The sequence below is a fragment of the Nocardioides sp. YIM 152588 genome (assembly GCF_040191335.1).
In the GTDB taxonomy this organism is placed as follows: Bacteria; Actinomycetota; Actinomycetes; order Propionibacteriales; family Nocardioidaceae; genus Nocardioides.
The window spans coordinates 35,052-60,779 of sequence record NZ_JBEGDJ010000025.1; the positions used below are offsets into that span (position 1 = coordinate 35,052).

14 protein-coding genes are annotated in these 25,728 nt (G+C 73.6%); 3 read left to right on the top strand and 11 right to left on the bottom strand.

Annotation, left to right across the window (positions count from 1 at the left end; all coding sequences use genetic code 11):
* Window positions 1-27 precede the first annotated feature (27 nt).
* Genes recD through ABLM29_RS13360 form a run of 5 tightly spaced genes read right to left on the bottom strand, consistent with a single transcriptional unit; the run spans window position 28 to window position 9,751 of the window.
* A complete protein-coding gene (recD, locus tag ABLM29_RS13340; protein ID WP_349714611.1) occupies window positions 28-1,854 on the bottom strand; it encodes an exodeoxyribonuclease V subunit alpha in 1,827 nt (608 codons plus the stop codon).
* Window positions 1,851-5,276 carry a UvrD-helicase domain-containing protein gene (locus tag ABLM29_RS13345; RefSeq protein WP_349714612.1) on the bottom strand — a complete coding sequence of 1,142 codons (3,426 nt, stop codon included), beginning with the start codon at window positions 5,274-5,276 and terminating at the stop codon, window positions 1,851-1,853. The genes recD and ABLM29_RS13345 overlap by 4 nt, the downstream gene beginning before the upstream one ends.
* Window positions 5,273-8,659 (bottom strand): exodeoxyribonuclease V subunit gamma, encoded by a 3,387-nt coding sequence (gene recC, locus ABLM29_RS13350; protein WP_349714613.1) that lies wholly within the window; start codon window positions 8,657-8,659, stop codon window positions 5,273-5,275. The genes ABLM29_RS13345 and recC overlap by 4 nt, the downstream gene beginning before the upstream one ends.
* 50 nt (window positions 8,660-8,709) lie before the next feature.
* The gene (locus ABLM29_RS13355) at window positions 8,710-9,228 is read right to left on the bottom strand and encodes a PGPGW domain-containing protein (RefSeq protein WP_349714614.1); all 519 of its coding nucleotides are present in this window, start codon (window positions 9,226-9,228) and stop codon (window positions 8,710-8,712) included.
* Between the two features lie 28 nt (window positions 9,229-9,256).
* The gene (locus ABLM29_RS13360) at window positions 9,257-9,751 is read right to left on the bottom strand and encodes a nuclear transport factor 2 family protein (RefSeq protein ID WP_349714615.1); all 495 of its coding nucleotides are present in this window, start codon (window positions 9,749-9,751) and stop codon (window positions 9,257-9,259) included.
* A 79-nt stretch (window positions 9,752-9,830) separates the two neighbouring features.
* On the opposite strand from ABLM29_RS13360, the gene ABLM29_RS13365 reads away from it, so the two are divergent.
* Window positions 9,831-11,405, top strand: coding sequence for an adenylate/guanylate cyclase domain-containing protein (locus ABLM29_RS13365; RefSeq protein ID WP_349714616.1), 1,575 nt, complete (start codon window positions 9,831-9,833; stop codon window positions 11,403-11,405).
* Between the two features lie 137 nt (window positions 11,406-11,542).
* Here the strand turns inward: ABLM29_RS13365 and ABLM29_RS13370 are convergent, their stop codons facing one another.
* The gene (locus tag ABLM29_RS13370; protein ID WP_349714617.1) at window positions 11,543-18,625 is read right to left on the bottom strand and encodes a DUF5979 domain-containing protein; all 7,083 of its coding nucleotides are present in this window, start codon (window positions 18,623-18,625) and stop codon (window positions 11,543-11,545) included.
* Between the two features lie 106 nt (window positions 18,626-18,731).
* Between ABLM29_RS13370 and ABLM29_RS13375 the strand changes: the two genes are divergently transcribed.
* Window positions 18,732-19,262, top strand: a complete 531-nt coding sequence (locus ABLM29_RS13375) for a MarR family winged helix-turn-helix transcriptional regulator (RefSeq protein ID WP_349714618.1) — start codon at window positions 18,732-18,734, stop codon at window positions 19,260-19,262.
* Between the two features lie 150 nt (window positions 19,263-19,412).
* On the opposite strand, the gene ABLM29_RS13380 is transcribed toward ABLM29_RS13375, so the two are convergent.
* The 5 genes from ABLM29_RS13380 to ABLM29_RS13400 are packed head-to-tail and all read right to left on the bottom strand — an operon-like array spanning window position 19,413 to window position 24,841.
* Complete coding sequence (locus ABLM29_RS13380; RefSeq protein WP_349714619.1) at window positions 19,413-20,189, bottom strand: enoyl-CoA hydratase; 777 nt, start codon at window positions 20,187-20,189, stop codon at window positions 19,413-19,415.
* Window positions 20,186-21,067, bottom strand: a complete 882-nt coding sequence (gene mmsB / locus ABLM29_RS13385; RefSeq protein WP_349714620.1) for a 3-hydroxyisobutyrate dehydrogenase — start codon at window positions 21,065-21,067, stop codon at window positions 20,186-20,188. The genes ABLM29_RS13380 and mmsB overlap by 4 nt, the downstream gene beginning before the upstream one ends.
* Window positions 21,067-22,179: an enoyl-CoA hydratase/isomerase family protein gene (locus tag ABLM29_RS13390; RefSeq protein WP_349714621.1), complete on the bottom strand. Its 1,113-nt coding sequence runs from the start codon at window positions 22,177-22,179 to the stop codon at window positions 21,067-21,069. The genes mmsB and ABLM29_RS13390 overlap by 1 nt, the downstream gene beginning before the upstream one ends.
* Window positions 22,176-23,315: an acyl-CoA dehydrogenase family protein gene (locus tag ABLM29_RS13395; RefSeq protein ID WP_349714624.1), complete on the bottom strand. Its 1,140-nt coding sequence runs from the start codon at window positions 23,313-23,315 to the stop codon at window positions 22,176-22,178. Before ABLM29_RS13395 ends, ABLM29_RS13390 begins: the two co-directional genes overlap by 4 nt.
* Before the next feature lie 17 nt (window positions 23,316-23,332).
* A complete protein-coding gene (locus tag ABLM29_RS13400) occupies window positions 23,333-24,841 on the bottom strand; it encodes a CoA-acylating methylmalonate-semialdehyde dehydrogenase (protein WP_349714622.1) in 1,509 nt (502 codons plus the stop codon).
* A 182-nt stretch (window positions 24,842-25,023) separates the two neighbouring features.
* Here ABLM29_RS13400 and ABLM29_RS13405 point away from each other — a divergent pair, with 182 nt between their 5' ends.
* Window positions 25,024-25,518: a nuclear transport factor 2 family protein gene (locus ABLM29_RS13405; RefSeq protein ID WP_349714623.1), complete on the top strand. Its 495-nt coding sequence runs from the start codon at window positions 25,024-25,026 to the stop codon at window positions 25,516-25,518.
* The last annotated feature ends 210 nt before the right edge of the window (window positions 25,519-25,728 follow it).

Genomic DNA, 25,728 nt, shown 5'->3' on the forward strand with positions numbered 1-25,728 from the left:
GCGGGTCCGAACATTCGTCGGACAGAGTCAGGCCGGGGCTCCGGAGAGCCGCGCGGCGAGCCCCGTCGCGCGCTGGGCCGTGGTCGCGACGGCCGCGCGCACGGCGGCCTCGGTGCCCACCACCCGCAGCCGGCGCTTGGCCCGGGTGACCGCGGTGTAGAAGAGCTCGCGGGTCAGCAGCCGCGAGTCGGCGTCGGGCAGCAGCACCGTGATGGTGTCCGCCTGGCTGCCCTGGCTCTTGTGGATCGTCATCGCGTGCATCGTGTCGATCGCGTCGAGGCGGCCCGGCGCGAACGCCCGCGGCTCCCCCACCCCGGCGATCCACGCCCGCGGGCGGCCCTCGTCGTCACGGACCACGACGCCGGTCTCGCCGTTGTAGACGTCGAGCGTGTAGTCGTTGCTGGTCACCAGCAGCGGGCGCCCCGCGTACCAGGCCGAGCCGAGCGGCTGGCCCAGGTCCTCGGCGAGCCACTGCTCCACCTGCCGGTTCCAGTGCCGTACGCCGAACGGCCCCTCCCGGTGCGCGCAGAGCAGCCGGAACTCCTCCAGCGCCGCCAGCGCGGCGTGGGCGCGCTCGGCCGGGGTGCCGGAGCCCGTGCCGCCGGCGGTGGCGCCGTCGTGGACGCGGCGGGCGGCGGCCAGGCAGGCAGGGCGCAGCGCCTCGGCGGGCTGGTCGGTCTCGACGTACTCGACCTCGTCCGAGCCGGCGCGCAGCACCGCCAGCACGGCGTCCGCATCGCCGTCCCGCAGCGCCTGGGCGAGCGCCTTGATCTCCTCGGTGGAGCGGTGGTTCTCCCGCAGCGCCACGACGGGTGAGTCCTCGCGGGCCTCGAAGCCGGTGACCAGGTCCGAGAGCACCGCGCCCGCCCCGACGGAGGTGAGCTGGCCGGGGTCGCCGACCAGCACCAGCCGGGTGTCGGGGCGCACGGCCTCCAGCAGCCGGGCCATCATCGTGAGGTCGACCATCGACGCCTCGTCGACCACGATCAGGTCCTGCTTGAGGCGGTTGCCGCGGTCGTGGACGAACCGGGTGGTGTTGTCCGGGCGCCAGCCGAGCAGCCGGTGCAGGGTGCGCGCCTCGGGGCGGCCGAGCTCGGCCAGGTCAAGGTGGAGCGCCTCGACCTCGGCGCCGACCGCCTCCTGCAGCCGGGTGGCGGCCTTGCCGGTCGGCGCGGCCAGCGCCACCGAGAAGTGGCGCGCGTGGCCGGCGGCCCGGAACTGGTCGGCGAGCGCGACCACGATCCGCGCCACCGTCGTGGTCTTGCCGGTGCCGGGCCCGCCGGTCAGCACGGTGGTGCGGTGCCGCACCGCGTGCTCGACGGCGGCGGCCTGCTCGGCGCTGAAGTGCGCGCCCCGCACCCGCTGCAGCGTGGCGACGAGGACACCCTCGTCCACCGCCGGGCGGTCGGCGGCGATCCGGGCGGCGAGGTCGTCGGCGATCTGGCGCTCGAGCCGGTGGTAGCGGTCCAGGCTGACCAGGCCGAGGTCGTGGTGCAGCACGCCCGCGGCGGTCAGCGGGGACGCGGCGATCGCCGCCGCCCACTCCTCCGCCGGCGGCAGCGCGACGCCCTCGGGGAGCGCGAGGCCGGTGGCGAGGTCGGCGGAGAGGTCCACGCCGACCGAGCCGAGCCGGACGGCGCGGACCGCGAGCGCCACGGCCAGGCGCACCCGGTCGTCGTCCTCGCCGCCGAGCGCGGCCACCCGCTGGGCGACGCGCACGTCGCCCGCGTCGAGCACCCCGGCCAGGTTGAGGTCGGCCAGCAGCCCGGTCGCGCCGAGCGCCAGCCGCGGGTCGTAGGTGCCGCGGGGAGCCGGCCCGGCGGTCGCCGTCGTCGCGCCGGTCGCGTCCGTCATCGCGCCCCTCCCCCCGTCGAAGCCGTCGCACCCGCGCCGTCGAGCAGGTCGGAGAGGTCGGTCACCAGCGCCACCGGCGGCCGCCACGCGAAGACGCCGCAGGGCGCGCCGTCGACGCGCGGCGCGTCGGGGCCGCAGAGCCCACGCAGGTACAGGTAGGCGACCCCGCCGAGGTGGCGCTCGGGGTCGTACCCGGGCTGGCGCCACCGCAGGAACCGGTGCAGCACGACGGCGTACAGCAGCGCCTGGAGCGGGTAGTCGGAGTGCCCCATCGCGCCGTCGAGGGCGGCCGGCGCGTAGCTGGCCGCGGTCAGCGGCTCCTCCCGCGGGCCCAGCCAGTTGGTCTTGTAGTCGACGATCACGTAGCGGGGATCCGGCGACCCCGCCTCGCCGGGCAGCCGCAGCACCACGTCCACCGAGCCGGTCAGGTAGCCGCGCAGCACCTGACCGCCCAGCGCCGGTACGCCGAGGGCGTCGGCGTAGCCGCGCACCGGGTCCCCCTCGGGCAGGTGCCGGCGGAGCAGGTCGGCGATGTCGCCGAGCAGCACCTCGGGGCTGCCGGCACCGTCCACCAGGTCCCCGCCGGCCAGGGGCAGCTCGAAGTCCAGCTCGCAGAGGCGGTCCCCGCCCCCGATCGAGCGCAGCGTGGCCTCGCCCAGCAGCGGGCCGAGCGGGGTGTCGCACGCGGCCACCAGCGCGTCGGCCAGGGCCTCGCGGTCCAGGTCCGGCACGGGCCACCAGCCCAGCTGCTCCTCGACGTGGGCCAGCATCTCCGCCCGGAGGTCCGGCGCGGCCGGGTCGGCGTGCTCGAGCACGGCGTGCACCAGCGACCCGAAGGTGGCGCCGACCGGCAGCGCCGCCATCGGCGAGGCGACGTCGGCGGCGGGGTCGGCCGCCTCCGGCACGTCGGGCACCGTCGCGGCCGCCTCGTCGTCGACCCGCTCGTCGTCCTTGGCCAGCACCTCGGGCTCGCTGTCGACGCCGGCGTACGGGGTGCCGAGGTCGACCGCGCTCAGCGCCGAGTACGAGGTACGACGCCAGGCCACGTCGACCGAGCGGTCGAAGGCGCGCACCGCCAGCGCCGGGGGCTCGGTCGGTTCCAGGTCCGCCGGCGTCTCGGCGTGGTGGGCGACCTCGGGCCGCGGGCCCCCGGCGTCGCGCCAGCGGCCGAACAGCGCCGCCACCTCGTCGTCGTCGGGGACCGCCGGCTGGGCGGGGACGGTCGCGACCGGGCGCCCGTCGCCGCCGGTGGCGCGCATCAGCATCCGGTGCAGCGGCGAGGCCTCGGCGTTGCGGGTCGGCGCCCACCACGCCACCACCTGGCTCTGCGCCCGGGTCAGCGCCACGTAGAGCAGCCGCAGCCACTCCCCGGACTCCTCCTCGGCCCACCGCCGGCAGTGCTCGGACCAGCGCGGGCCCGAGCCGCCGACGTCGACGCAGCGGCGACCGTCGGCGTCGTGGAAGAGCGGCCGGGTGGGCTTGGGCACGAAGCGGTCGGCCAGCGACGGCAGGTAGACGATCGGGTACTGCAGGCCCTTGCTCGCGTGGATGGTGACCAGCTGGACCGCGGCGGCGTCGGAGTCGAGGCGACGGGTCCGCTCGGCGCCGCGCCCGTCGGCGGCCTCCGAGACCTGCAGGCGCAGCCAGCCGAGCAGCGCGACCACGCCGAGGTGCTCGGTCTGCGCGACCTCGTGCAGCACCTCGCCGATGTGGCGCAGGTCGGTGAGCATCCGCTCGCCGCCGGTGGTGGCCAGCAGCCGGGCCGGCAGCCCGCCGGTGTTCGCGGCCTCCAGCACGGCGGCCACGCCGCGGCGGGCGAGCGCCTCCGCCCACGCCCGGAGCCGGTCGGCGATCCGGTCGGTGAGGTCGTCGCCGCCCGCGTCGAGCTCGGCGGCGTCGTACCCGAGGAAGTCGGTGAGCGCCGCGGCGCGGACCCGGGCCGCGCGGTGCGGCTGCTCCAGCGCCTCGAGCAGGGTCAGCCAGGCGGTGGCGGCGGGCGTGGCGAAGACGCTGCCGCCGCCGGCGATCACGGCCGGCACGCCGACCGCGGCGAGCGCCTCCCGGGACGTGGCCAGGTCCTGGTGGCGGTAGCAGATCACGGCGACGTCGCTCGGCCGCACGGGGCGCCCGTCGAACGTCGCGCCGGAGGCGAGCAGGCCACGGATGTCGAGCGCGAGGTCACGGGCGATCAGCGGGCGCACGGCGCCGACCGGGATCAGCGTGCGGCCGCGCTTGCCGAGCTGCTCGCGGCGGACCACCCGCATCCGGAACGGGGTGCCGTCCGGCGCCCCGGCCAGCCGGGACGCCTGGTGGTGCGCGGAGACGTCGTGGACCACGATCCGCGGGTCGCCGAGCTCGGCCCCGCCGAGCAGGGCGCCGCACGCCTCCACCAGCGGGGCGTCGCTGCGGCGGTTCGTCGCCAGGGTCTGCCGGGTGGTCGCGGTGGCCGCGGCGTCCAGGTACGTCGTCACGTCGCCGCCGCGGAAGGCGTAGATCGCCTGCTTCGGGTCGCCGATCAGCACCATCGTGGCGTGCCCGCTGAACGCGCGGTCGAAGACCTGCCACTGGATCGGGTCGGTGTCCTGGAACTCGTCGACCAGGACGATCCGCCACCGCTCCCGCATCCGGGTGCGCGCCGGGGCGTCGGGGTGGTCGAGCGCGTCGGCGAGCTGGCGCAGCAGGTCGTCGTAGGAGAGCACGCCGAGCCGCCGCTTGCGGCGGTCCATCTCGCGGCGCACCGCCTCGGCGAAGGCGACCCGGCGCCCGGCCCGGTCCTCCCGCGGGGCGTCGGCCGGCTCGAGGGCGGACTCCGGGTCGCCGACGACGGTGCGCGCGATCGCCATCGCCTCGGCGTGGTCGAACGCCGGCGGCTCGGTGCCGGCGGCGAACGCCCGCAGGTAGAGGTCGTCGACGACCTGGCCGAGCATGTCGTCGAGGTTCTCCACCAGCCGCGCGCGGGCGTCGGTGTCGCCGGCGACGCCGAGCGAGTCCAGGACCAGTGAGCAGAACTGGTGGATGGTCGCGATGGTGGCGCCGTCGAAGTCGGCGAGCGCCTGCAGGACGCGGCGGTGGCGCAGCCGCCGGGTCGCGGCGTCGCCGTCGAGCAGCAGGTCGATCAGGTCGGTGCGCCTCTCCTCCGGCAGGTCGCCGTCGCCGGCCAGCGCGCGCTCGGCCTCGACCAGCTGGCGGCGTACCTGGTCGCGCAGCTCCTGGCTGGCCGCGCGGCCGAAGGTGACGACCAACATCGCCTCCAGCGGCACCCCCTCCTCGGCGACGTAGCGGGTGACCAGGGCGCCGATCGTCCAGGTCTTGCCGGTGCCGGCGCTGGCCTCCAGCAGCGTCGTGCCGGTCGGCAGCGGCCCCCGGATGTCGAACGGCTCCATCGGGCCGCCCGGCCCGGTCCGCAGCGGTGTCACGGTCACAGCGGGCCCACCTTCTCCGCGCCGGTCAGCAGCGGCTCCCACAGCCGCCAGGCCAGGTCCGGCAGGCCCAGGCCGATCAGCGCGTCCAGGCCCGCGCCGGGGCCGAGGACCAGCCGGTGCGCCTGCTCGGCGTCCTCGCCCTCGATGCCGTAGGGGTGGTGCGGGTCGGTCACCCAGGCGCGGGACGCCTCGGCCCGCGGGTCGATCGGGTCACCGAGGCGGTTGCGGAAGGTGGCCTCGGCCCAGGCGGCCGCGGTCGCCACCGGGATCGGCAGCGGTCGGGTCATCCCCTCGTCGTGGAGCGCGACCAGGTCCCGCAGCCAGCCGCCCGCGCGGTGGTCCAGCGGGCCGGCCAGCGCCCGCTTGGGGCCGGCCTTCTCCCGGGCCACCGCGTGGGTCGTCCAGTTCTCGTCCGGGTACGTCGCCGCGAGGGCGAGGGCGTCGACCCACGCCTCGAGCCGGTGCTTCGCCTTCATCCGGGAGTACGACAGGGTGACGACCTGGTTGCCGTAGACCCGCGCCACGGTGCCGGTCAGCCGGCGCCCGCCGCCCAGGTCGACGTCGACGTCGAGGGTGCGCGGCGCGCCCTGCCGCAGCGCGGCGGTGGCGGCGAACAGCCGCTGGCACTCGCCCACGACGTCGCCGAGGGCCTGCTGGCCCAGCGCGAACGGCGGCAGCGTGCCGCGCAGCTGCTCCGCGGTCATCACCGCCTGGGCGGTCGTGGCGGGGTCGTCCGCGGCCAGCACCTCGCGGAGCAGGCGGTCGCCGACCTGCCACACCTCCAGGCCGTTGAGGCTGATCGGGATGGCGTCGAGCAGGTCGTCGGGCTCGAACGGGGTGGAGACGACCATCCGCCGCCGCAGGAACTCCCGGACGGGCGCGACGAGGAACCGCTTCAGCTCGGCCAGGGTGACGTCGCGCGGCTCGGCGGCCGGCAGCGGGTCGGCGAGGAACGGGGCCCGTGCGTGGCGTGGCCCGGCCGCGGCCCGCGCCCCGCCGAGCGTCGCCCGGTCGAAGGAGAACGGCCGGTCGGGCACCAGGGCACCCGGCTCGTGGTTGCGGACGTCGTAGGGCTGGAGGGGGTGGCGGACCAGCACCTGGTCGCGGACGGGCGCCGCGGCCGTCCGGTCGAGGGCGTCGAGCACCTCGCCGAGCGGTACGGCGGGCGGCCGCTCCTGCCCCGTGTGCTCGCCGGCGCCGGCGTAGGTGATCACCAGCCGCTCGCGGGCGGCGAGGATCGCGTCGAGCAGCAGCTGGCGGTCCTCGCTGCGGGCGTCGCGCTCCCCGACCTGCGGGTCGCGGGCGAGCACGTCGTCGCCGTCGACCGTGGGGTGGCGCGGGAAGACCCCGTCGTCGAGGCCGACCAGGCAGACCACCCGGTGCGGCACCGAGCGCATCGGGACCATGGTGCAGACGGTCAGGGTGCCGCTGCGGAAGTTGGCGCGGGTGGGGCGGCCCGCCAGCCGGGCGGCCAGCAGCGCGCGGACGTCGGCGAGCCGCAGCGGCACGTCGCCGTCCTCGGCGCCGGCCCGGGCGCGGGCCAGCTCGCGCTCGAACTGCGGCAGCTGCCAGGCGTCGTCCGCGTCGACGTCGCACAGCCCGCGGACCCCCTCGGCGAGCAGGGTGAACCACTCCTCGGCGCAGGTCGCCCGGGTCAGGCCGTCGAGGCAGTCGCCGAGCCGGCCCACCGCCTCGCCCAGCCGGCCGACGAGGTCGATCTCGCCGCTGCCGAGGTCGTCCACGGGCAGCCCGCGGCCGAGGTGGCGGTGCTCGTCGCCGCCCATCGCGACGCCGAGCAGCAGCCGGTCCAGGCCCGCGCGCCACGTGTTGTGCTCGAAGGTCGCCAGCCCGTACGACGCCCGGTGGCCGCCGTCCAGGCCCCACCGGATCCCGGCCTCGGCGACCCAGCGGGTGATCCGGGCGAGCTCGTCGTCGGTCAGCTCGAACCGGCGCCGGACCGGCTCGCGGGAGAGCAGGTCGACCACCTCCGACGCGCTGACCCGCCCGCCGGCCAGCTCGACCAGGGCGACCGCGACGGCCAGCAGCGGGTTGGTGCTGGCCGCGGAGCGGTCGGCGAGCCGGACCCGGAGGCCGTGCGCCGGGTGGCCGGGGACCGCGCCGCCAGCGGGGTCCGCCTGCACGTCGGGAAGGATGTCGCCGAGGCCGAACCCGGCGGAGATCAGCGGCGCATAGGTCTCGATGTCGGGGCACATCACGACGATGTCGCGAGGCTCCAGCGTCGGGTCGTCGGCGAGCAGCCCGACCAGCACCTCGCGCAGCACGTCGACCTGGCGCGCGGCGCCGTGGCAGGCGTGCACCTGCACCGACCGGTCACCCGGGTCGACGGCCCGTGCGGCCCGCTCGGCCGGGTCGGGCGCGCGGTTGTCGCGCAGGTCGGACTGGAGCCGGCCGAGCAGGGTCCCGGGCAGCGCCGGCGCGTCCGCGACGGGCTCGTCGGCGACGGCGGCGCCCGGCCCGGTCAGCACCTCGGCGAGCTCGCGCGCGTCCCGACCGAGGGAGGCGAGCAGCGGGTGGCCGACCAGCTCGGCGGTGGTGTCCTGGGCGCGGGGCCGGGCCGCGGCGGTGCCGCCGGAGACCCGCGCCACCGCGTCCCACAGGTCAGCCGACGGCTGGGCGAGCCACAGGTGCACGTCGCGATGCTCGGCCAGCGCGCCGAGCAGCTCGACCTCGGTGGCGGGCAGCCGGGTGTGCCCGAAGAGCGAGAGCCGGGCCGGCAGGTCCAGGCCGTCCGCCGCCCCGGAGCGCAGCTGCGCGCAGACCCGCCGGTGGCGCTCGTCGGGGGCCTCGACCCCGACCCGGTCGAGCAGCCGGCGCCACAGCTCCGGCTGCCAGGTCAGGTCCGGTGCGAGCGTGCCGCCCGCGCCGTCGGTGTCCCGGCCCTCGCGCCAGTCGGTGACCAGGGTGGGCCGCTGCACGGCGTACGAGGAGAGGAGGCCGGCCAGGCGGCGCGCGACGCCCCAGCGGCGGCTGCGCCGCAGCTCGCCCTCCTCGCCGTCCAGGCCGTGGCCGAGGTGCGTGGCCAGGGTGGCGCACCAGGGCTCGTCGAGGTGCGCGTCGATGGTGGCCAGCAGCGGCCAGACCAGGCGGTCCGGGTGCCACGGGTCGTCCGCGTCGCGGCCCAGCAGCAGCCCGACCAGGCTGGCCGGCTGCAGGAACCGGACGCCGGCGCAGACGCCGTCGCCGCCGCGCGGTCCGGTGCCGAGCCGGTGGGAGAGGCGCTGGGTCAGCCAGCGCTCCACCCCGCGGGCCGGCACCACCACGACCTCCTCGGCGAAGGGGTCCTCCAGCGGCGTGGCCAGCAGGGCGCCGAGGCCGTCGGCGAGCTGGTCCGTGCGCCAGGCGCGGTGCAGGTGGAGGGCCATGGTGGTCCGAGGTTAGTGGGCGCCCCCGACGGATCGGCGGAGGGCGCGGGTCACTCCTCCTCGTCGCGCCGGTGCAGGCGCGGGTGGTGCTCCTGCCAGTCCTCGTCGGCCTCGTCGATCTCGCCCTCGAGCGCGGAGACGGCGTCGGGACGCCCGTGGAAACGGCGGTAGGAGTAGGCGACGAGGGCCAGCGCGATCAGGCTCGAGGCGAGCATCGTGACGCCGGTCCAGTCGCCGCCGAGCAGCCACATCGACGCCTCCAGCGGCCACCACGACGGCGCTGGGGGCTCGACGATCCACAGCACGCCGAAGCCGCCGATGGCCAGCGCGCCGAGCGTCGAGAAGACGACCCGGGGCCAGGTCTCCACGCTCTCCGCCGCGCCCCGCAGGGCGCGCAGCCGCACCGGCTCGACCCACCGCTCCGCCCATGCGTACTGCCGGGAGAGCAGCGCCAGGCCGGCGAAGGTGAGCAGCAGGCCGGGACCGGGCAGGAAGAGCGCCGCGATCCCGGCGACCAGCACCACCCAGCCCAGCGCCTCCATCAGGAGGCGCTTGGCGGCATCGCTCATGGCACGAGCCTCCCAAACCGGGACAACCTCAACCCCCGAACCGGTCCAGGTAGGCGACCACGTCGGCGTCCGCGCGCCCGTGCTCCGCCGCGATCCGGGCCCAGCGCAGCGCCATCGCGTGGAACCGGAGCGGGTTGTAGACGTCCTCCTCGCCCGCGAACAGCCCGTCGCCGGCGTACGTCATGATCGTGATGTTCGGCTCCTCCATGGCCGTGCCGTCGCCGGGGTCCGGCATCGGGTTGCGGACCTCGCAGACCAGGCGCGCGGCGTCGGCGTCGACCACCTGCCACGCCAGCGGGAACCCGGTCATCAGCCGGCCCGGGTAGGCGGTCATCGTCCGCACCGCCCAGTCGCGGATCTCCTCGCGGCCGCGGAAGGTGCCCATGCCGTGCTCGACGTAGACCGCGTCGGGCGTGAACAGGTCGGCGTACCCCTCCCACGCGCCGGCGACCCGCATCTCCTCGACCCGCTCGTGGAAAGCGGCGTAGGCCTCGGTGATCTCGTCGACGCTGAAGCGACTCACACGGGCATCCAAACAGACCCGGGTGGACCGGGGGTGCAACTATCGGAACCGAGGAGGGCGCAGCCACTACCCTCCCCGCATGGGACGTACGGCGAGCAGGCGTCGTCGTGCCCCGTTCGGCGCCCGGGTGCTCGGCAGCCGCGACCAGGGGCCGCACCAGCTCCGCGTCCGCGTCCAGCTGCTGCTCACGGCGCTGCTGCTGGTGACCAACGTCTTCGGCGCCCTGATCGTGTTCGTGGTGAACATGTGGGCGATCCCCTCGCCCGACCCGACGCGGGAGATGGTGATCGCGCTGGCGATCGCGGTGCCGACGTACGTCGTCCTCGGCGTCGTGGTCGGCGTGCTCGCCGGGACCGCCGGCGCGTTCCGGGCGCTGCGCTGGGCCACCCAGCCCGATGCGGACCCGACACCGGCCGTGCGCGCGCGGGCGCTGCGGGTGCCGCTGTGGCTGACCCTGATCCAGTTCGGCATCTGGGCCACCGGCACGGTGCTGTTCACCGTGCTGGCGTCGGTGATCCAGCCCGCCCGCGCGCTGGGCACCGGGCTGACGGTCGGGATCGGGGCGATCGTCGTCTCCGGCGTCGCCTACCTGGTCACCGAGTTCTCGCTGCGGCCCATCGCCGCCCGGGCCCTGGCCGACCGACGGGCCGGCGGCCGGCTGCGCGGGGTGGGCGTCGGGCCGCGGATGATGCTCTTCTGGATCACCGGCAGCGCGGCGCCCGTGACCGGCCTGCTGATCGCCGGCGTGCTGGCCCTGACCGGCACCGAGGCGACGCTGGAGCAGCTCGCGATCGTCACCATCGTGCTGTGCACCATCGCGCTGCTCACCGGCGCGCTGATCACCACCCTCAACACCCGGGCCGTGGTGGCGCCGATCCTGTCGGTGCGCGACGCGCTCCAGGAGGTGGAGCGGGGCGACCTCGACGTCGACGTCGCCGTGTACGACGGCACCGAGCTCGGGCAGCTCCAGAGCGGGTTCAACTCGATGGTGGCCGGCCTGCGCGAGCGGGAGCGGATCCGCGACCTGTTCGGCCGCCACGTCGGGCACGAGGTCGCCGCCGCCGCGGCCGCGGCCGACACCGGGACGATCCCGCTCGGCGGCCAGACCCTGACCGCGTCGGTGCTCTTCGTCGACCTGGTCGGATCCACCGCCTACGCGACGACCCACACGCCGGCCGAGGTGGTGGCGATGCTGAATCGCTTCTTCGGCGTGGTCGTCGACGAGGTGACCGCGCACCACGGGCTGGTCAACAAGTTCCTCGGCGACGCCGTGCTCGCGGTCTTCGGTGCCCCGGTCGAGGCGCCCGACCACGCCGCGCTGGCGCTCTCCTGCGGCCGGGTGATGGCGCGGCGGCTGGCGGCCGAGGTGCCGGAGGTCGGCGCCGGCGTCGGCATCGCGACCGGGCAGGTGGTGGCCGGCAACGTCGGCCACGAGCAGCGCTTCGAGTACACGGTGATCGGCGACGCGGTGAACTCCGCCTCCCGGCTCACCGACCTGGCCAAGGAGACCCCCGGCCGGGTGCTGGCCGCGCTGGACACCGTGGTCGCCGCCGAACTGCGCGCGGACGCCGAGGCCGGGCACTGGGTCACCGCCGGCGAGCGGCGGCTGCGCGGCAGGTCCGCCCCGACCCGGGTAGCCGTCCCAAGGGACTGACGAGCGGGCGGGCGAGGGAGCGAAGCGACTGAGACCGCGTGCCGAGTCGGCAGAAACTCACCGGAGGAGCGCAGCGGGGGAGGCCAGTTTCTGCCGACTCGGCGGGCGCGGCTCGTCAGTTTCTGCCGACTCGACGGTCAGTTTCTGCCGACTCGCGCGCGGCGCCGGCCGACGTAGACCGCCGCGCCGCCGGCGACCAGGAGCAGCAGGGCCACCCCGATCAGCCCCGGCCCGTACTGGGCGCCGGTGCCCGGGAGCGACCCGCCCGGGGGCGGGCGGGGCTTGAAGGTGCCCTCGACGTCGGGTGTCACGAAGCGGTTGACGACGAGGATGCTGGCCTCGATCGCGTCCTCCTCGGTGCCGCTCAGGTCGAACGTCACCTCGTCGCCGTCGATCCTGACCTTCTCCCCGTCGACGGTCGCCACGATCGAGGTGGCGGCCGCACCGCTGGCGTCGGTCTCGGTCAGGGTGCACTCCGAGACCGCGGCCAGCAGGTCGTAGCTGGCCCGGTAGTCGTTGCCCTGGCGCAGGATCCGGTCGGCGCCGCCCGGGATGTCGTAGGAGACCTGCTCGCCGTCGGACGTGCGGGTGCACTCCAGCGTCACCGTGAACGGCCCCTTCGCGCCCTCGGCGTCGAGGTCCCCGACCACCTTCTTCTCGACCTCCAGCTGCGTGACGTCGAAGGTGTTGGTCGCCGTCATCGAGACCTGGGTGAGCGCGTCGGGGTTGTTCGGCTCGGCCTCCGGGATGGTGACCACGCCGTCCTCCGGGTCCAGCGTGACCGCGTCCGCGCCCGCGGTCCCGGTCTCCTCGACGGTGCACTCGGTGCCGGTCGGGTAGGGGCCGAGCGTGATGCTCTCACCGGCCAGCAGCTCCACGTCGCCGTCGAACGGCGTCTGGTCCTGGTAGGTGCAGACGACGTGGAAGACGAAGGTGCCGTCGCCGTACAGCTGGGCGCCGTCGCCGTCGATCTCCTTCAGCAGCGTGAAGGAGCCCGCGTCGTAGGCGTTGGTGACCTCGATCTCGGCCGGGTCCTCGCCGGGGGTGACGGTGGCGGTGCCGTCGCCGTTGTCGACGACGTTGTCGCCGGTGAACATCAGGTCGTTGGCGGCGTCGGTGCCGGTCTCGGTGAGCGTGCACTCGGCGCCGACCGGGATCCGGTCCTCGGGGGCGGTGAACGTCTCGTCCGGGCCGATGTCGAACGTGATCTCGGTGCTGCCCTCGTCGTCGAAGACGACGTCCTGCCCGGAGGCGGTGACGCAGGAGAGGGTGAACGTGAACGGCCCGAAGTCGACGTCGGTGGCCTCGGTGTCGACGCGCTTGGTCACCGACAGGCCGGTGAACTGGTAGTCGTTGGTGATCGTCACGACCTGGGCGCCCGGGACCTCCTGGTCCTCCACCGGCACCGTGTCGTCGGTCGGCTCCGTGACGGCGACCGTGGCCGGCGTACCGGACCGGGAGGTCTCGCTGAACGTGCCGACGTCGCCCTGCTCCTCGAAGGTGCAGCTGGTGCCCTGCTCGCTGATCGGGATGCCGTCGACCCGTGCGGAGAAGCCGTTGCCGGAGGTGAGCTCCAGCACCGCGTCGGCGCCGAGGTCGAGCTCGCCGCCGAGGGGGTCGGCGACCACGCAGGTGAGGTCGACCAGGAACTCGTCGGGGGCGTACATCGACGCGGGCCCGGTGATCAGCTTGTCCACCTGGACCGAGCCGGTGCGCAGGTGCACGCCGACCTTGCCGGGCGTGGTCTTGCGGTACGGCTCCGCCGCACGGGCTGAGACGGTGTCGAGGTACTTGACGCCGAACTGGTTCCAGGCGAACTCGTCGGCCGCCGGGACCACCCGCGAGGAGCCGTCGGGGTCGGTCGCGCTCTCCAGCACGTTGAGCGTGGAGAACGTCACGTCGACTCCCTCGCCGGAGGCCAGGTAGCCGGCGGCCGTCGTGGTGAAGTCCAGGTAGATCCGCAGGCCGGTGACCTGGGCCCAGTCGGTGCCGGCGTCCGCGGCCGCCCAGACCTCGCCCGACTGCTCGCAGACCGGCTGGTTGACCAGGTCGGCCCAGGTCCCGACACAGACGTTCGGGCTGGTCGTCACCTCGATGGTCTGGGTGGTGCCGGCCGGCGCGTCGACCGCGAGCGAACCAGCGACCAGCTGCGGACGGTAGACCGACTCGCGGTCCGCCCCGAGCAGGGTCAGGTCACCCGGGATCGGCAGCTGGTCGAAGACCGTCATCTCGTCGATGGTCACCGTGCCCGAGTTGACGCTGCGCAGCACCCAGTCGTCGGTGCCGCCGACCTGGCTGTTGGCGGCGCAGGGGGAGCGGTAGTAGGACTGGCCGCCGACGTCGAGGCTCGCGTTGCACGGGTTGGCCAGGTTGCTCGGCCGGATGGCGCCGGGCAGGGAGCCGATGACGCCCTTCGCGGTGAACAGGTTCGGGCCGACCACCGTGCCGATGAAGTCGGTGGTGCCGCAGGTGGTGTTGTCGTTGGCCCAGTCGTCGGTGGTCGAGCCGCCCTCCTCGGTGTTGGTGCACCGGTCGAGCTCCTCCTCGGTCCCCGCGACGATCGTGTTGGTCGCCGTCTCGCCCTCGGCGAGGCCGGGCTGCAGCTCCAGGTAGATCCGGATCGTGAACGTCTCCCCCGGCGCCATCTGGTTCCCGTCCTCGGGCCAGGTGAAGATCACCGTGCCGTCGCCCTCGGTGACGGTGACGTCCTCCGACAGCAGCCCGTCCGGGTCTGCGGTGAACTCCGGGGGCGGGTCGCCCGTGTAGACGAGCTCGGGCGGCAGGGTGTCGACGAGCTCGGTGATCGTCAGGTAGCCCGTGCCGGTGTTCTCGATGGTCAGGTCGAAGGGCACCGAGTCGCCGGCCGAGGCCAGCCGGTCGCCCTCGTTGGTGAGCTTGTTGACGGCGAGCTCGTGCGTGCCCGGCGTCAGCTCGACGGTGGCGTCGGCGTCGTCGGGGTCGGAGTCCTTCCCGTCGGGCCGGAAGGACTGCGAGGTCTGGGTGTTGTCGATCGTCGAGGGGAACTCGACCTCGCCGCTGCCGTCGCGGTACTCGTCGCGGAGGTCGACGTCGAAGCTGATCGACCCGTTCCAGTTGGGCGCCGGGACGGTCGGCGTGAACGGCTGACCGTCGGCGCGGGAGAAGGTGACCCGGATCCCCTGGACCTCGCCGTCCGGTACGGCGGGCAGGGTGCCGGGCGCCGGGCCGGGCGTGCCGTTGACCCAGTTCGTGCCGTCATACAGGTCGATCTGGACCTGGTCGGCACCGTCGGGCAGCACCACCGTGACGTTGTCGGCGAAGTCGAATGCGTTCCAGAACTCCGCCGAGCCGGCCTGGTCCTCGATCACCACCTGCGAGGGCGAGAGCGTGCTGCGCGGGTCACTGCCCTGGTTGGCGCCGAGCGTCACCCGCACGGTGTCGTTGCCGGCGTCGTGCTGCGGCTCGGTGATCGTGGTCGGGTCGACCGTCTTGACCGCCTCGATGTTGACGTCGCCGCCGGTCAGCGGTGCGACCGCGTCGTCGACGTCGCCGTTGACCAGGCCGGGCGCGGTGACCGGGTCGTAGGACTGGGCGAAGACCCGGTTGACCTGGTTGAACGTCTCGTTGGCATCGAGCACGAAGTTCTCGCCCGTGCTGCGCAGCGTGGGTCGCAGCTGGGTCTCGATGTCGATGGTGAGGTCGGTGTCCTGGCTGATCGTGCCGCCGGTCGTCTCCGGGTCGGTGCCCTGGTAGGTGACGCTGATCCCGACCACGTCCTCGAGCTCCGCTGCGGTCATCGCGTTGACCTCGGTCGCGGTGTGCTCGGTCGTGGAGTAGGTGCCGGTCGCCTCGTCGTAGTGCAGGAGCCAGACGGTCGTCGCGTCGAGGTCGACCTCGGGGGAGCCGCTGGGGCCGATCGTGATGCTGGTGGCGTTGAACCGCTGGAACGGGTTCGGGTTCGCGTCGTCGGCGAGGTAGTCCGTGGCGCCGGAGGTGTCGAACGGGTCGGCGAGCGCCCCCTCCGGCGTGCCCTCGCTCTGGCAGTCGGCCAGCGTGGTGTCGGTGCAGGTGGCCGGGTCGGTCACCCGGACGTACGACGCCCGCGCCACCGCCGCGTTGTGCGCGACGATGCTCCACGTCGCCGTCGGGTAGTCGGCGGGGTTCGTGCCCACCGGCGGTGTGTACATCGGGAAGGCGTCCGGGTCGTCGGGCGTGACGCTCTTCTCGACCTCGACCACGGGCGGGGTGTCGGTGATCAGGATCTCGTCGTGCGCGGTGTCGGTGAACTCGTCGCCGTCCCCGTCGGTGCCGGTCACCCGCACCGTGTTGTCGACCAGCCCCTCCGAGCCCGCGACGTTGTAGATCAGGTCGCCGGTCACGAACGACCCGTCGGAGCGGCGCTGGTCGCGCAGCTCCCAGTTCAGGTGGAAGAAGCGGTCGCTGGAGCCGGACCCCACGCCGCTGCCCGGCTCCGGGGCGAACGGGTCGAAGGCGTCGCCGACCTGCTGGGCGGCCTCGCGGGCGGCGGTGTCGGCGGGCGTCTCCTCCAGGGTGATCCGGACACCGGTGGTCGACTCCTGCTCGGCCGCCGAGAGCGTGTAGCCCTTGAACCCGCGGGGGTCGCTGGCCGTCATCCAGGTGCCGCCGGGGGCCGGCACCTCCTCCCACGCGCCGGTGTCGGCGTTGTAGAGCTCGACGGTGGTGACGGTGTCGTACTGCAGCCACCACCCGTTGGAGAACGGGTCGTCGCTGCCGGCGATCGGGTCGATCGAGGTCAGGTTGAAGGCGTCGAAGACGCTGCCGGCGACGTCGCCCGGGGGGTCGTCCGCCATGTCGGTGATCGTCACCGGGTCGAGCCCCGGGCCGACGTTCCAGTCGAGCCGCGAGCCGGCCGTCTGCGACGACTGGGAGACCACGTCGTTGTCCCACGACTTGTCGACGTCGATGCCGCCCGGGCCCGGGCCGACGCCGCCGCCACCGCCGTCGGGGTCGGGGACGGTGATCTGGGCGTTGTCGTCGTCGGTGTCGGTGTCCACCAGCGGCCGGCCGCCGTCCGTCTCGCCCTCGACGTCGGTGGTGGCGGTGTTGTCGTAGGTGTAGGTCTCCCCCGGCGTGCGGTCGTCGACGCAGGGGTCGCGCAGGTCGTCGCGCGCGACGAACTCGATGTTCGGCGTGACGGTGATGTTGGCGGGGAACCCGTCGGCGTCGGTGAAGGTGAACCGGATGCCCCGCACGTCGTCGGCGGTCAGCCCCTGGGCGGAGAGCGCGGCGGCGAACTGGGCCGGCGTCATCTGGAAGATCGTCGCGGCGGCGTTCGGGCCGTAGGTCTCGATGGTCACCCAGTTGCCGCCGGCGTCCTGCACCTCGACGGTGAGCACGGTGTCGGCAGGCACCTGGGTGGGCGAGATCGAGTTGACGTCGAAGGCCGCCCAGAAGCCGTCGCACGACTCGTCCCAGGCGTCGGTGATGACGATCGTGTCGACGATGGCGCCGTCACCGGTCGCGGTCGCGTTGGACTCCAGCGAGGAGATGACGCTGTCGCCCGGGAAGACCGGGTTGGCCGGCCGGATCGTCTTGTCGAGCGTGACGTCGATGTCGGGGTTGACGATCTGCAGCGTGGCGTCGTCGCCGTCGGTGTCGGTCAGCCCGTTCTCCGCCTCCACCGTGCCGTCGACGTGGTTGTTCACCTCGATCTCGGGGGCGTCGCCGGTGACGGTGTCCGTGGTGTCGATCGTGAACGCCGCGCCGCCGGTCTCGTTCGGCTGGATGTCCCCGGTCCAGGTGATCTCGAAGCCGGTGACACCGTCGGGCGGCGCCGGCGGGGTCTCGCCCTCGACGACCGTGACCTGGTCCCCGCTGGGCTGGTAGGTGATGACCGCCTGGTCGGCGTCGGCCGGCCAGGTCAGCGGGCCCGTGAAGCCGCCGAAGGCGAGGTCGGGCGGGGTGAAGAAGTCGAGGTCGGAGAGGGTCAGCTCGGTGACCGAGGTGCTGCCGTTGGTGCCGGAGATGGTGGCGTCGCTGGACTGCCCGGCGGTGATCCGCTCCGGGGTGATGTCCTTGCTGACGTCCACCGTGGGGATCACCGGGTTGACGGTGTAGGTGGCGTCGCCCTCGTCGGTCTCGACCACGTTGCCGTCGGTGACCGAGCCGGTGACGGTGTTGTCGACGGTGTGGGACTCGGTGGACAGGGTGCTGCCGTCGTTCCGGTCGGTCTCGCGCTGCTCCAGGTCGAGGTCGACAACCATCCCCTCACCGGGCTGGAGGTCGCCGGTGCAGGTGACGCGGATGCCGCCGACGTCGGCGTTGGTGACACCGGGCGGCAGCGCGAGGTCGGTGGGCGTCGGCGTGGGCGGCCCGTTGGCCCAGTTCCAGGTGCCGTCGGGCGACTGGACGTAGGCGTCGACCTGCACGCTTTCGCAGCCCACCGGAAGCCCGACATCGCCGAAGCCGGTGAAGTCGGTGATCGTGAACGGGTTGCTCGGGTCGAGCGAGGTGGCGCCGTCGAGCGCGGTCGCCGGCTCCTGGAGCTGGATCTCGTCGACCGGGACGTTCGAGGCGTTGCGGACGAACTGGCCGATGGTGGAGGGCGACCCCGGGTTGTAGTCCTGCGGCGTAGGACCCCAGGTCTTGTCCGTGGTCACGCCGATGGTGACCTCGGAGTCGATGTTGATGGTCGCGTCGTCGCTCTTCTCGTCGGCGTTGGAGGCGTCGACGGTCGCCTCGTTGACGATGTCGGGGCTCAGCCCCGGCGGGTAGGTGTCGGGGACCCGCAGGGTGATCTGCACGGTGAAGGTGCTGCCGGCGCTGAGGCCGATCCCCTCCGGCGCGTCGGTGACCTGCTCGAGGTCGACGGTGAGCGAGGTGTCCGGGCCGACGGTGGCCGGCGGGTCCGCCGTACCCCCGGGGTCCCAGGTGACGGTGTTGGGGATGCTGCCGGGGGTGAAGGAGACGTTGACGATCGGGAACCCGACGAGGTCGGGCGGCAGGGTGTCGGTGATCTGGGTGTCGAGGCAGTCCTCCTCGAAGCAGTTGACCTGGATCGTGTAGGTGAAGTTGCCGCCCGGCACCGGGGTCGCGTTGTCGACGGTCTTCTCGATCTCCAGGGAGTCCGGCAGTGCCTGGGCCTGCGGGACGGCCACCCAGGGCAGACCCAGCACGGTCAGCACGAGCGCGAGCGTCAGCAGGGCCGCGCGTCGCGACCCTGCGAACCGAGATTGACCCCGGCGTGTGACCCAGGTCATAGCCGGGACACTATCCGTTTATTTCAGAAAGTCACGTGACCCGAAACAACGGATGTTGCTGGTGGGAAGAAGGATTCCGGCGTGCTCGTTCACTACGATCGCTGAGGTGTCGCACCAACTCCCCGCCGATCCGATCGCCCAGGCGCGGCAGAACTGGCGCGACCACGGCTGGGCCGAGGCCGCCGACGGGATGGCGGTGGTGACCTCGGTCTTCCGCGTCAACCAGATCCTGCTGGCGCGGATCGACGCCGCGCTCAAGCCGTTCGGGCTCTCGTTCGCCCGGTTCGAGATGCTCCGGCTACTCGGCTTCACCCACAGCGGACGGATGCCGATGAGCCGCGCGCGGGACCTGCTCCAGGTGCACCCGACGAGCGTCACCAACACGGTGGACCGACTCGAGGCCGACGGCCTGGTACGCCGGACGCCGAACCCCCGCGACGGCCGGTCGTTCCTGGTGGAGATCACGCCCTCCGGACGCGAGCTGGTCGCGACCGCGACCGACGCGCTCAACGAGCAGGTCTTCGCGCCGCTGGACTTCGACGCCGAGGGGATGCAGGCGGTGTCGCGCCTGCTCGCCGGGTTCCGGCAGCGGCACGGCGACTTCCGCGAGCCGCAGGCGCCGCCCGAGCCGCTCTGAGGTCGCCGGCCTCGGCCGGGCGGGCCGGGTCGTGTGCCTCAGGCTTCGCTGTGGTCACACCGGACAGGGAGTTCGTGCGCTTGTCACCCGTTGCAACGGGTGACAAGCGCAGGAATCACCGGTCGACCGGTGATCCCTGCACCCGCCGACTCAGCGGTGCGACCAGTCCGGCTTCCGCTTCTCCGAGAACGCGCTCATCCCCTCGCTCCGGTCGTCGAACGCGAAGGTCGCGTAGAACGTGCGGCGCTCGAAGCGGACGCCCTCGGCCAGCGTCGACTCCATGGCGACGGTGACGGCCTCCTTGGCGGCGTAGACCGCGGGGAGGGAGAGGCCGGCGACCTTCTCGGCCACCTCCTTGGCCACCGTCATCAACTCACCCGAAGGCACGATCCGGGCGACCAGGCCGGCACGCTCGGCCTCCTCGGCGCCCATCTGGCGGCCGGTGAGGAGCAGGTCCATCGCCTTGGCCTTGCCCACGGCGCGGGTGAGGCGCTGGGAGCCGCCGATGCCGGGGATGGTGCCGAGGGTGATCTCGGGCTGGCCGAACTTGGCGGTGTCGGCGGCGAGCAGGATGTCGCACATCATCGCCAGCTCGCAGCCGCCGCCGAGGGCGTAGCCGGAGACGGCGGCGACGACGGGCGTCCGCACAGCCGCGAAGCGGTCCCAGAGCCCGAACCAGTCGGCCAGGTACATGTCCTGGTAGTCCTGCTCGGCCATCTCCTTGATGTCCGCGCCGGCGGCGAAGGCCCGCTCGGAGCCGGTCAGCAGGATCGCCCCGATCCCCCGGTCGGCGTCGAACTCCTCGGCGGCCGCGACCACCTCGCGCATCAGCGCCGCGTTGAGCGCGTTGAGCGCCTTCGGGCGGTTGAGGGTGATCAGGCCGACCCTGCCCTCCCGGGTGACGATGATGTTCTCGTAGTCGCTCACGCGTTCTCCCCACGGATCTGCTGGATGATGGCCGAGAAGTCGAGACCGGAGCCGCCGGCCTCGCCGAAGGCACGGTACAGATCGGCGACCAGCGTGCCGACCGGGGCGTCCGTGGCGGTCTTCTCGACGGCGGCCATCGCCAGCCCGAGGTCCTTGTTCATCAGCGCGGTCGCGAAGCCCGGCTGGTAGTCGCGGTTCGCGGGGCTCGTCGGCACCGGCCCGGGGACCGGGCAGTTGGTGTTGAGCGCCCAGCAGCTGCCCGAGGAGGTGGAGACGACGTCGAAGAACGCCTGGTGGCTCAGGCCGAGCCGCTCGCCGACGACCAGCGCCTCGCTGACGCCCGCCATCGAGACGGCGAGGATCAGGTTGTTGCAGAGCTTGGCGACCTGGCCGGCGGTCACCGCGCCGCAGTGCACGACGCGGCCGGCCATCGGGTCCAGCACCGGGCGCGCCGCCTCCAGGTCGGCCTCGGAGGCGCCGACCATGAACGTCAGCGTCCCCGCCTCGGCGCCGACGACGCCGCCGGAGACCGGTGCGTCGACGAACCGGTGGCCCGCCGCGGTCGCGCGGGCCGCGGCCTCCTGCGCGTCGTCGACGGCGATGGTCGAGGAGTCGATGAAGAGGGTGCCCGGCGTCGCCGCCGCCAGCGCGTCGTCGTACGCCGCCAGCACGATGGTGCCGTTGGGCAGCGAGGAGACCACGGCGTCGACGCCGGTGGCCGCGGCGGCAGCGGAGTCGACGACCTCCACGCCGTTCGCGCGGGCGGCCTCCTGGGACTCCGGCACCGGGTCGTAGCCGAGGACGGTGTGGCCGGCCTTCACGAGGTTGGCCGCCATCGGGCCGCCCATGTGGCCGAGGCCGAGGAATCCGATCTTCATCAGTGCTGCTCCTTGCTGGTCGTCGTTGACGTGCGGGAGAGGCCGAGCGGCTCCGGCTCACCGGGGCCGAGCGGCGCGAAGAACGCGTCGACCTCGGCGGCGGTGACGTCACCGGTCGAGGCGGGGCGCCACTGGGGGTCGCGGTCCTTGTCGACCACCTGGGCGCGGATGCCCTCGACGAAGTCGTGGTGGCCGTGGCAGCGCAGCGCGAGGCGGTACTCGACCTCGAGGGCGTCCGCCAGGTCGCCGTACGACGCCGCCTCGCGCAGCGCGCGGAGGGTGACCGCCAGCGAGGTCGGCGACTTCCCGGCGACCTTCTCTCCCGCCTTCCGCGCCGCCGGGTCGGCGGAGGCGCGCAGGCGGTCGAGGATCGCGGCGACGTCGTCGCCGGCGTACGCGTCGTCGATCCAGGTCCGCGCCGCGAGCAGGTCGGAGGAGGGCGGCTCCCCCTCGGCGAGTTCGCCGATCGCGTGCTCGGCGTCCTTGGTGGCCAGCAGCTCGACCAGCGCGGGGATCTGCGCGCTCTCCATGTAGTAGTCGGCCATCCCGATCGCGATGGCGTCGCCGGCCCGGACCGAGCCGGCGGTGAGCGCCAGGTGGGTGCCGGTCTCGCCGGGCGCCCGGGAGAGCAGCCAGGTGCCGCCGACGTCGGGCACGAAGCCGATGCCGGTCTCGGGCATGCCGATCGAGGAGCGCTCGGTGACGATCCGGAAGCTCCCGTGCGCCGAGAGCCCGATCCCGCCGCCGAGGACGATGCCGTCCATCACGGCGACGAAGGGCTTCGGATAGTGCTTGATGGCGTTGTTGAGCCGGTACTCGGCGGCCCAGAACTCGGCGGCCTCGCTCCCCCCGGCCTTGGCGTCGCGCCACAGCGCGACGATGTCGCCGCCGGCGCAGAGGCCGCGCTCGCCAGCGCCGGTGAGCACCACGACGCGCACCTCGTCGTCGCTCGCCCACTCCTCCAGCGCCGCGGAGATGAGGTCGACCATCTCCAGCGTGAGGGCGTTGATCGCCCGCGGCCGGTTGAGCTCCAGGTAGCCGGCGTGGCCGGCCCGTCGTACGAGAACCGGGGCGTCGGGCGCGTCGGCGCCCTCCGCAGCAGCCTCGGTCATGCCACCTCCTTGACCAGTGCGCGACCCACCACGAGCCGCATGATCTCGTTCGTGCCCTCGAGGATCTGGTGGACGCGCAGGTCGCGGACCACCTTCTCCATGCCGTACTCGCGAAGGTAGCCGTAGCCGCCGTGCAGCTGCAGCGCGTCGTTGGCGACGTCGAAGCAGGAGTCGGTGACGAACCGCTTGGCCATCGCGCAGAGCTTGGTCGCCTCCGGGGCGCCGGCGTCCAGCGCCGCGGCCGCGTTGTGCAGCAGGTAGCGGGCGGCGTGCAGGTTGGTGTCCATGTCGGCCAGCCGGAACTGCAGCGTCGGCTGCTCGATCAGCGGCGAGCCGAACGCGGTGCGGGTGCGCAGGTGGGAGAGCACCGTGGCGAGCGCGAACTGGGCGCCGCCCAGCGAGCAGGCGGCGATGTTGATCCGGCCGCCGTCCAGGCCGCCCATCGCGATGGAGAAGCCGCGGCCCTCCTCCCCGAGCCGCTGGTCGTCGGGAACGAAGACGCCCTCGAGGATCACCTGCCGGGTCGGCTGGGCGTTCCAGCCCATCTTGTCCTCGTTGGCGCCGAAGGAGAGCCCCTCGGAGTCGCGGGGGACGATGAACGAGCTGACGCCGCGGGCACCGTCGTCCGACGTACGGGCCATCACCAGGTAGACGTCGGTGCTGCCGGCGCCGGAGATGAACTGCTTGACGCCGTCGAGCACGTAGCCGCCCTCGACCTTGCGGGCGCTGGTCCGCAGCGCGGCCGCGTCGGAGCCGGCGTCGGGCTCGGTCAGGCAGTAGCTGGCCAGCGCCTCCATCGACGCCAGCGCCGGCACCCACCGCTCCCGCTGCTCCGGGCTGCCGTAGCGGTCGATCATCGACGTGACCATGTTGTGGATCGAGATGTAGGCCGCGATCGACGGGTCGCCCTTGGCCAGCTCCTCGAAGATCCGTACGCCGTCCAGCCGGGTCAGCCCCGAGCCGCCGACGTCCTCGGCGACCCAGATGCCGCCCAGGCCGAGCTCGCCGGCCCGGCGCAGCACGTCCACCGGGAAGTGCTTCTCCCGGTCCCAGGCGATCGCGTTCGGGGCGAGCTCGCTCTCGGCGAACTTGCGCACCGCGAGCACGACCGCCCGGGTCTCCTCGCTCTCCTGCATCAGCGTCACCGGCGTGCTCAGTCCATCGTCGGGATGACGAAGCTCGAGCCCGCGGACTCGCCCGCCTCGCCGGCCGGCCAGGTCTGGGTGACCGTCTTGGTCTTGGTGTAGAAGCGGAACGAGTCCGGGCCGTGCTGGTTGAGGTCGCCGAAGCCGGAGCGCTTCCAGCCGCCGAAGGTGTGGTAGGCGATCGGCACCGGGATCGGCACGTTGACGCCGACCATGCCGGTGTTGACCCGGGCGGCGAAGTCGCGGGCGGTGGCGCCGCTGCGGGTGAAGATGGCGACGCCGTTGCCGTACTCGTGCTCGTTCGCGAGCCGCAGCGCCTCCTCGTACTCGTCGACCCGGGCGATGGAGAGCACCGGGCCGAAGATCTCCTCCTGGTAGATCCGCATGTCCGTGGTGACCCGGTCGAAGAGGGTCGGGCCGACGAACCAGCCGTCCTCGTACCCCTCGACGACGAGGTCGCGGCCGTCGACGACCAGGTCGGCGCCCTCCTTCTCGCCCACCTCGATGTAGTCGAGCACCCGCTCCTTGGCGGACGCGGCGACCAGCGGGCCGTAGTCGGAGTCGGCGTCGTGGCAGTGGCCGACGCGAAGCTTGTCGATCCGGGTGCGGAGCTTCTCGACCAGCGCGTTGGCGGTCTCCTCGCCGACCGGTACGGCGACGGAGATGGCCATGCAGCGCTCGCCGGCGGAGCCGAACCCGGCGCCGACCAGGTCGTCGGCGGCCTTGTCGAGGTCGGCGTCGGGCATCACGATCATGTGGTTCTTGGCGCCGCCGAAGCACTGGGCGCGCTTCCCGTTCGCGGTCGCGGTGGAGTAGATGTACTCCGCGATCGGGGTGGAGCCGACGAAGCCGACGGCCTTGATCTCCTCGTGGTGCAGCAGCGCGTCGACGGCCTCCTTGTCGCCGTTGACGACGTTGAGCACGCCGGCCGGCAGGCCCGCCTCGACGAAGAGCTCGGCCAGGCGCATCGGGACCGAGGGGTCGCGCTCGGAGGGCTTGAGGATCATCGCGTTGCCCGCGGCCAGCGCCGGGCCGGCCTTCCAGAGCGGGATCATCGCGGGGAAGTTGAACGGGGTGATGCCGGCGACGACGCCGAGCGGCTGGCGCATCGAGTAGACGTCGATGCCCGTGCCGGCGGCGGTGCTGTACTCGCCCTTGAGCAGGTGCGGGGCGCCGGTGGCGAACTCGATCACCTCGAGGCCGCGCTGGATGTCGCCCTTGGCGTCCGGGACGGTCTTGCCGTGCTCCGCGCTCAGCAGGCGGGCGAGGTCCTCCATCTCGTCGTTGACGAGGGCGATGAACTTCGCCAGCACCCGCGCGCGGCGCTGCGGGTTCGTGGCGGCCCACTCGACCTGCGCGGCGGCCGCGACCTCGATCGCGTGCGCGACCTCGTCGGTGCTGGCCAGGTCGACCTGCGCCTGGACGGTGCCGGTGTTCGGGTCGAAGACGTCGGCCGTCCGACCCGAGGTGCCGGCGACCCGCTCGCCGCCGATGAAGTGACCGATCCGGTTGACCATGAGGGAACCCTTCGTTTGACGCCCGAATAACTAGTTGGAAGTCCAACTAAGTGCGCGGCCACTATAGGCACGGTGACCCGGGCCACAAAAGCGGCGTTCCAGCGCCCGGATGGAGATCCCCACAGAACCGCTCACCGGGAGGGCCGCCGCGAGGCGCCCGACCGGCCGGTTCAATCGACGCCATGAGCACGGACGCGACTGCCCTGGAACGACTGGAACGGCTCGAGGCACGGCTCGCGCGACTCGAGGACGAGCAGGCGATCGGCCGGCTCGTCGCCTCCTACGGGCCCCTGGTCGACGCGGGCCTGCCCGACGAGGTGGCCGACCTGTGGACCGCCGACGGCGTGTACGACGTCGACGAGCTCTACATGGGGTCCGCCGACGAGGTGCGGGCGATGGTCGCCGGCGAGGCGCACCAGGGCCTGATCGGCCGCGGCGCCGCCCACTTCCTCGGCCCCGCCCACGTCACCGTCGAGGGCGACACCGCCCGCGCCGTCTGCCACTCGCTCCTGGTGGTCCACCACCGGGAGCGGTACGTGGTGGCCCGCGCCGGGGTCAACCACTTCCACCTCGTCCGTACGCCGGAGGGCTGGCGGATCGAGCACCGGACCACCCGGGCGCTGGACGGGCGCGAGGAGTCGCGGGCGCTGCTCGGCAGAGGGGTCACCGGCGCGTGAGCGTCGCCGGGCCCCTTGGTTTCGAGGCTCGGCCGCGGGCGGCCTCACACCTCAACCAGCGGGGGCTGCCGGTGGTTGAGGTGCGAGCGAAGCGAGCCCGCCGGTGGTTGAGGTGCGAGCGAAGCGAGCCCGCCGGTGGTTGAGGTGCGAGCGAAGCGAGCCCGCCGGTGGTTGAGGTGCGAGCGAAGCGAGCCCGCCGGTGGTTGAGGT

What these genes read in the sequence shown, in the direction of transcription:
- mmsB (WP_349714620.1), bottom strand. Translation starts at nt 21,067, where the DNA reads ATGAAGATCGGATTCCTCGGCCTCGGCCACATGGGCGGCCCGATGGCG.
- ABLM29_RS13390 (WP_349714621.1), bottom strand. Translation starts at nt 22,179, where the DNA reads ATGACCGAGGCTGCTGCGGAGGGCGCCGACGCGCCCGACGCCCCGGTT.
- ABLM29_RS13370 (WP_349714617.1), bottom strand. Translation starts at nt 18,625, where the DNA reads ATGACCTGGGTCACACGCCGGGGTCAATCTCGGTTCGCAGGGTCGCGA.
- ABLM29_RS13400 (WP_349714622.1), bottom strand. Translation starts at nt 24,841, where the DNA reads ATGGTCAACCGGATCGGTCACTTCATCGGCGGCGAGCGGGTCGCCGGC.
- ABLM29_RS13365 (WP_349714616.1), top strand. Translation starts at nt 9,831, where the DNA reads ATGGGACGTACGGCGAGCAGGCGTCGTCGTGCCCCGTTCGGCGCCCGG.
- ABLM29_RS13395 (WP_349714624.1), bottom strand. Translation starts at nt 23,315, where the DNA reads ATGCAGGAGAGCGAGGAGACCCGGGCGGTCGTGCTCGCGGTGCGCAAG.
- ABLM29_RS13405 (WP_349714623.1), top strand. Translation starts at nt 25,024, where the DNA reads ATGAGCACGGACGCGACTGCCCTGGAACGACTGGAACGGCTCGAGGCA.
- ABLM29_RS13355 (WP_349714614.1), bottom strand. Translation starts at nt 9,228, where the DNA reads ATGAGCGATGCCGCCAAGCGCCTCCTGATGGAGGCGCTGGGCTGGGTG.
- recD (WP_349714611.1), bottom strand. Translation starts at nt 1,854, where the DNA reads ATGACGGACGCGACCGGCGCGACGACGGCGACCGCCGGGCCGGCTCCC.
- recC (WP_349714613.1), bottom strand. Translation starts at nt 8,659, where the DNA reads ATGGCCCTCCACCTGCACCGCGCCTGGCGCACGGACCAGCTCGCCGAC.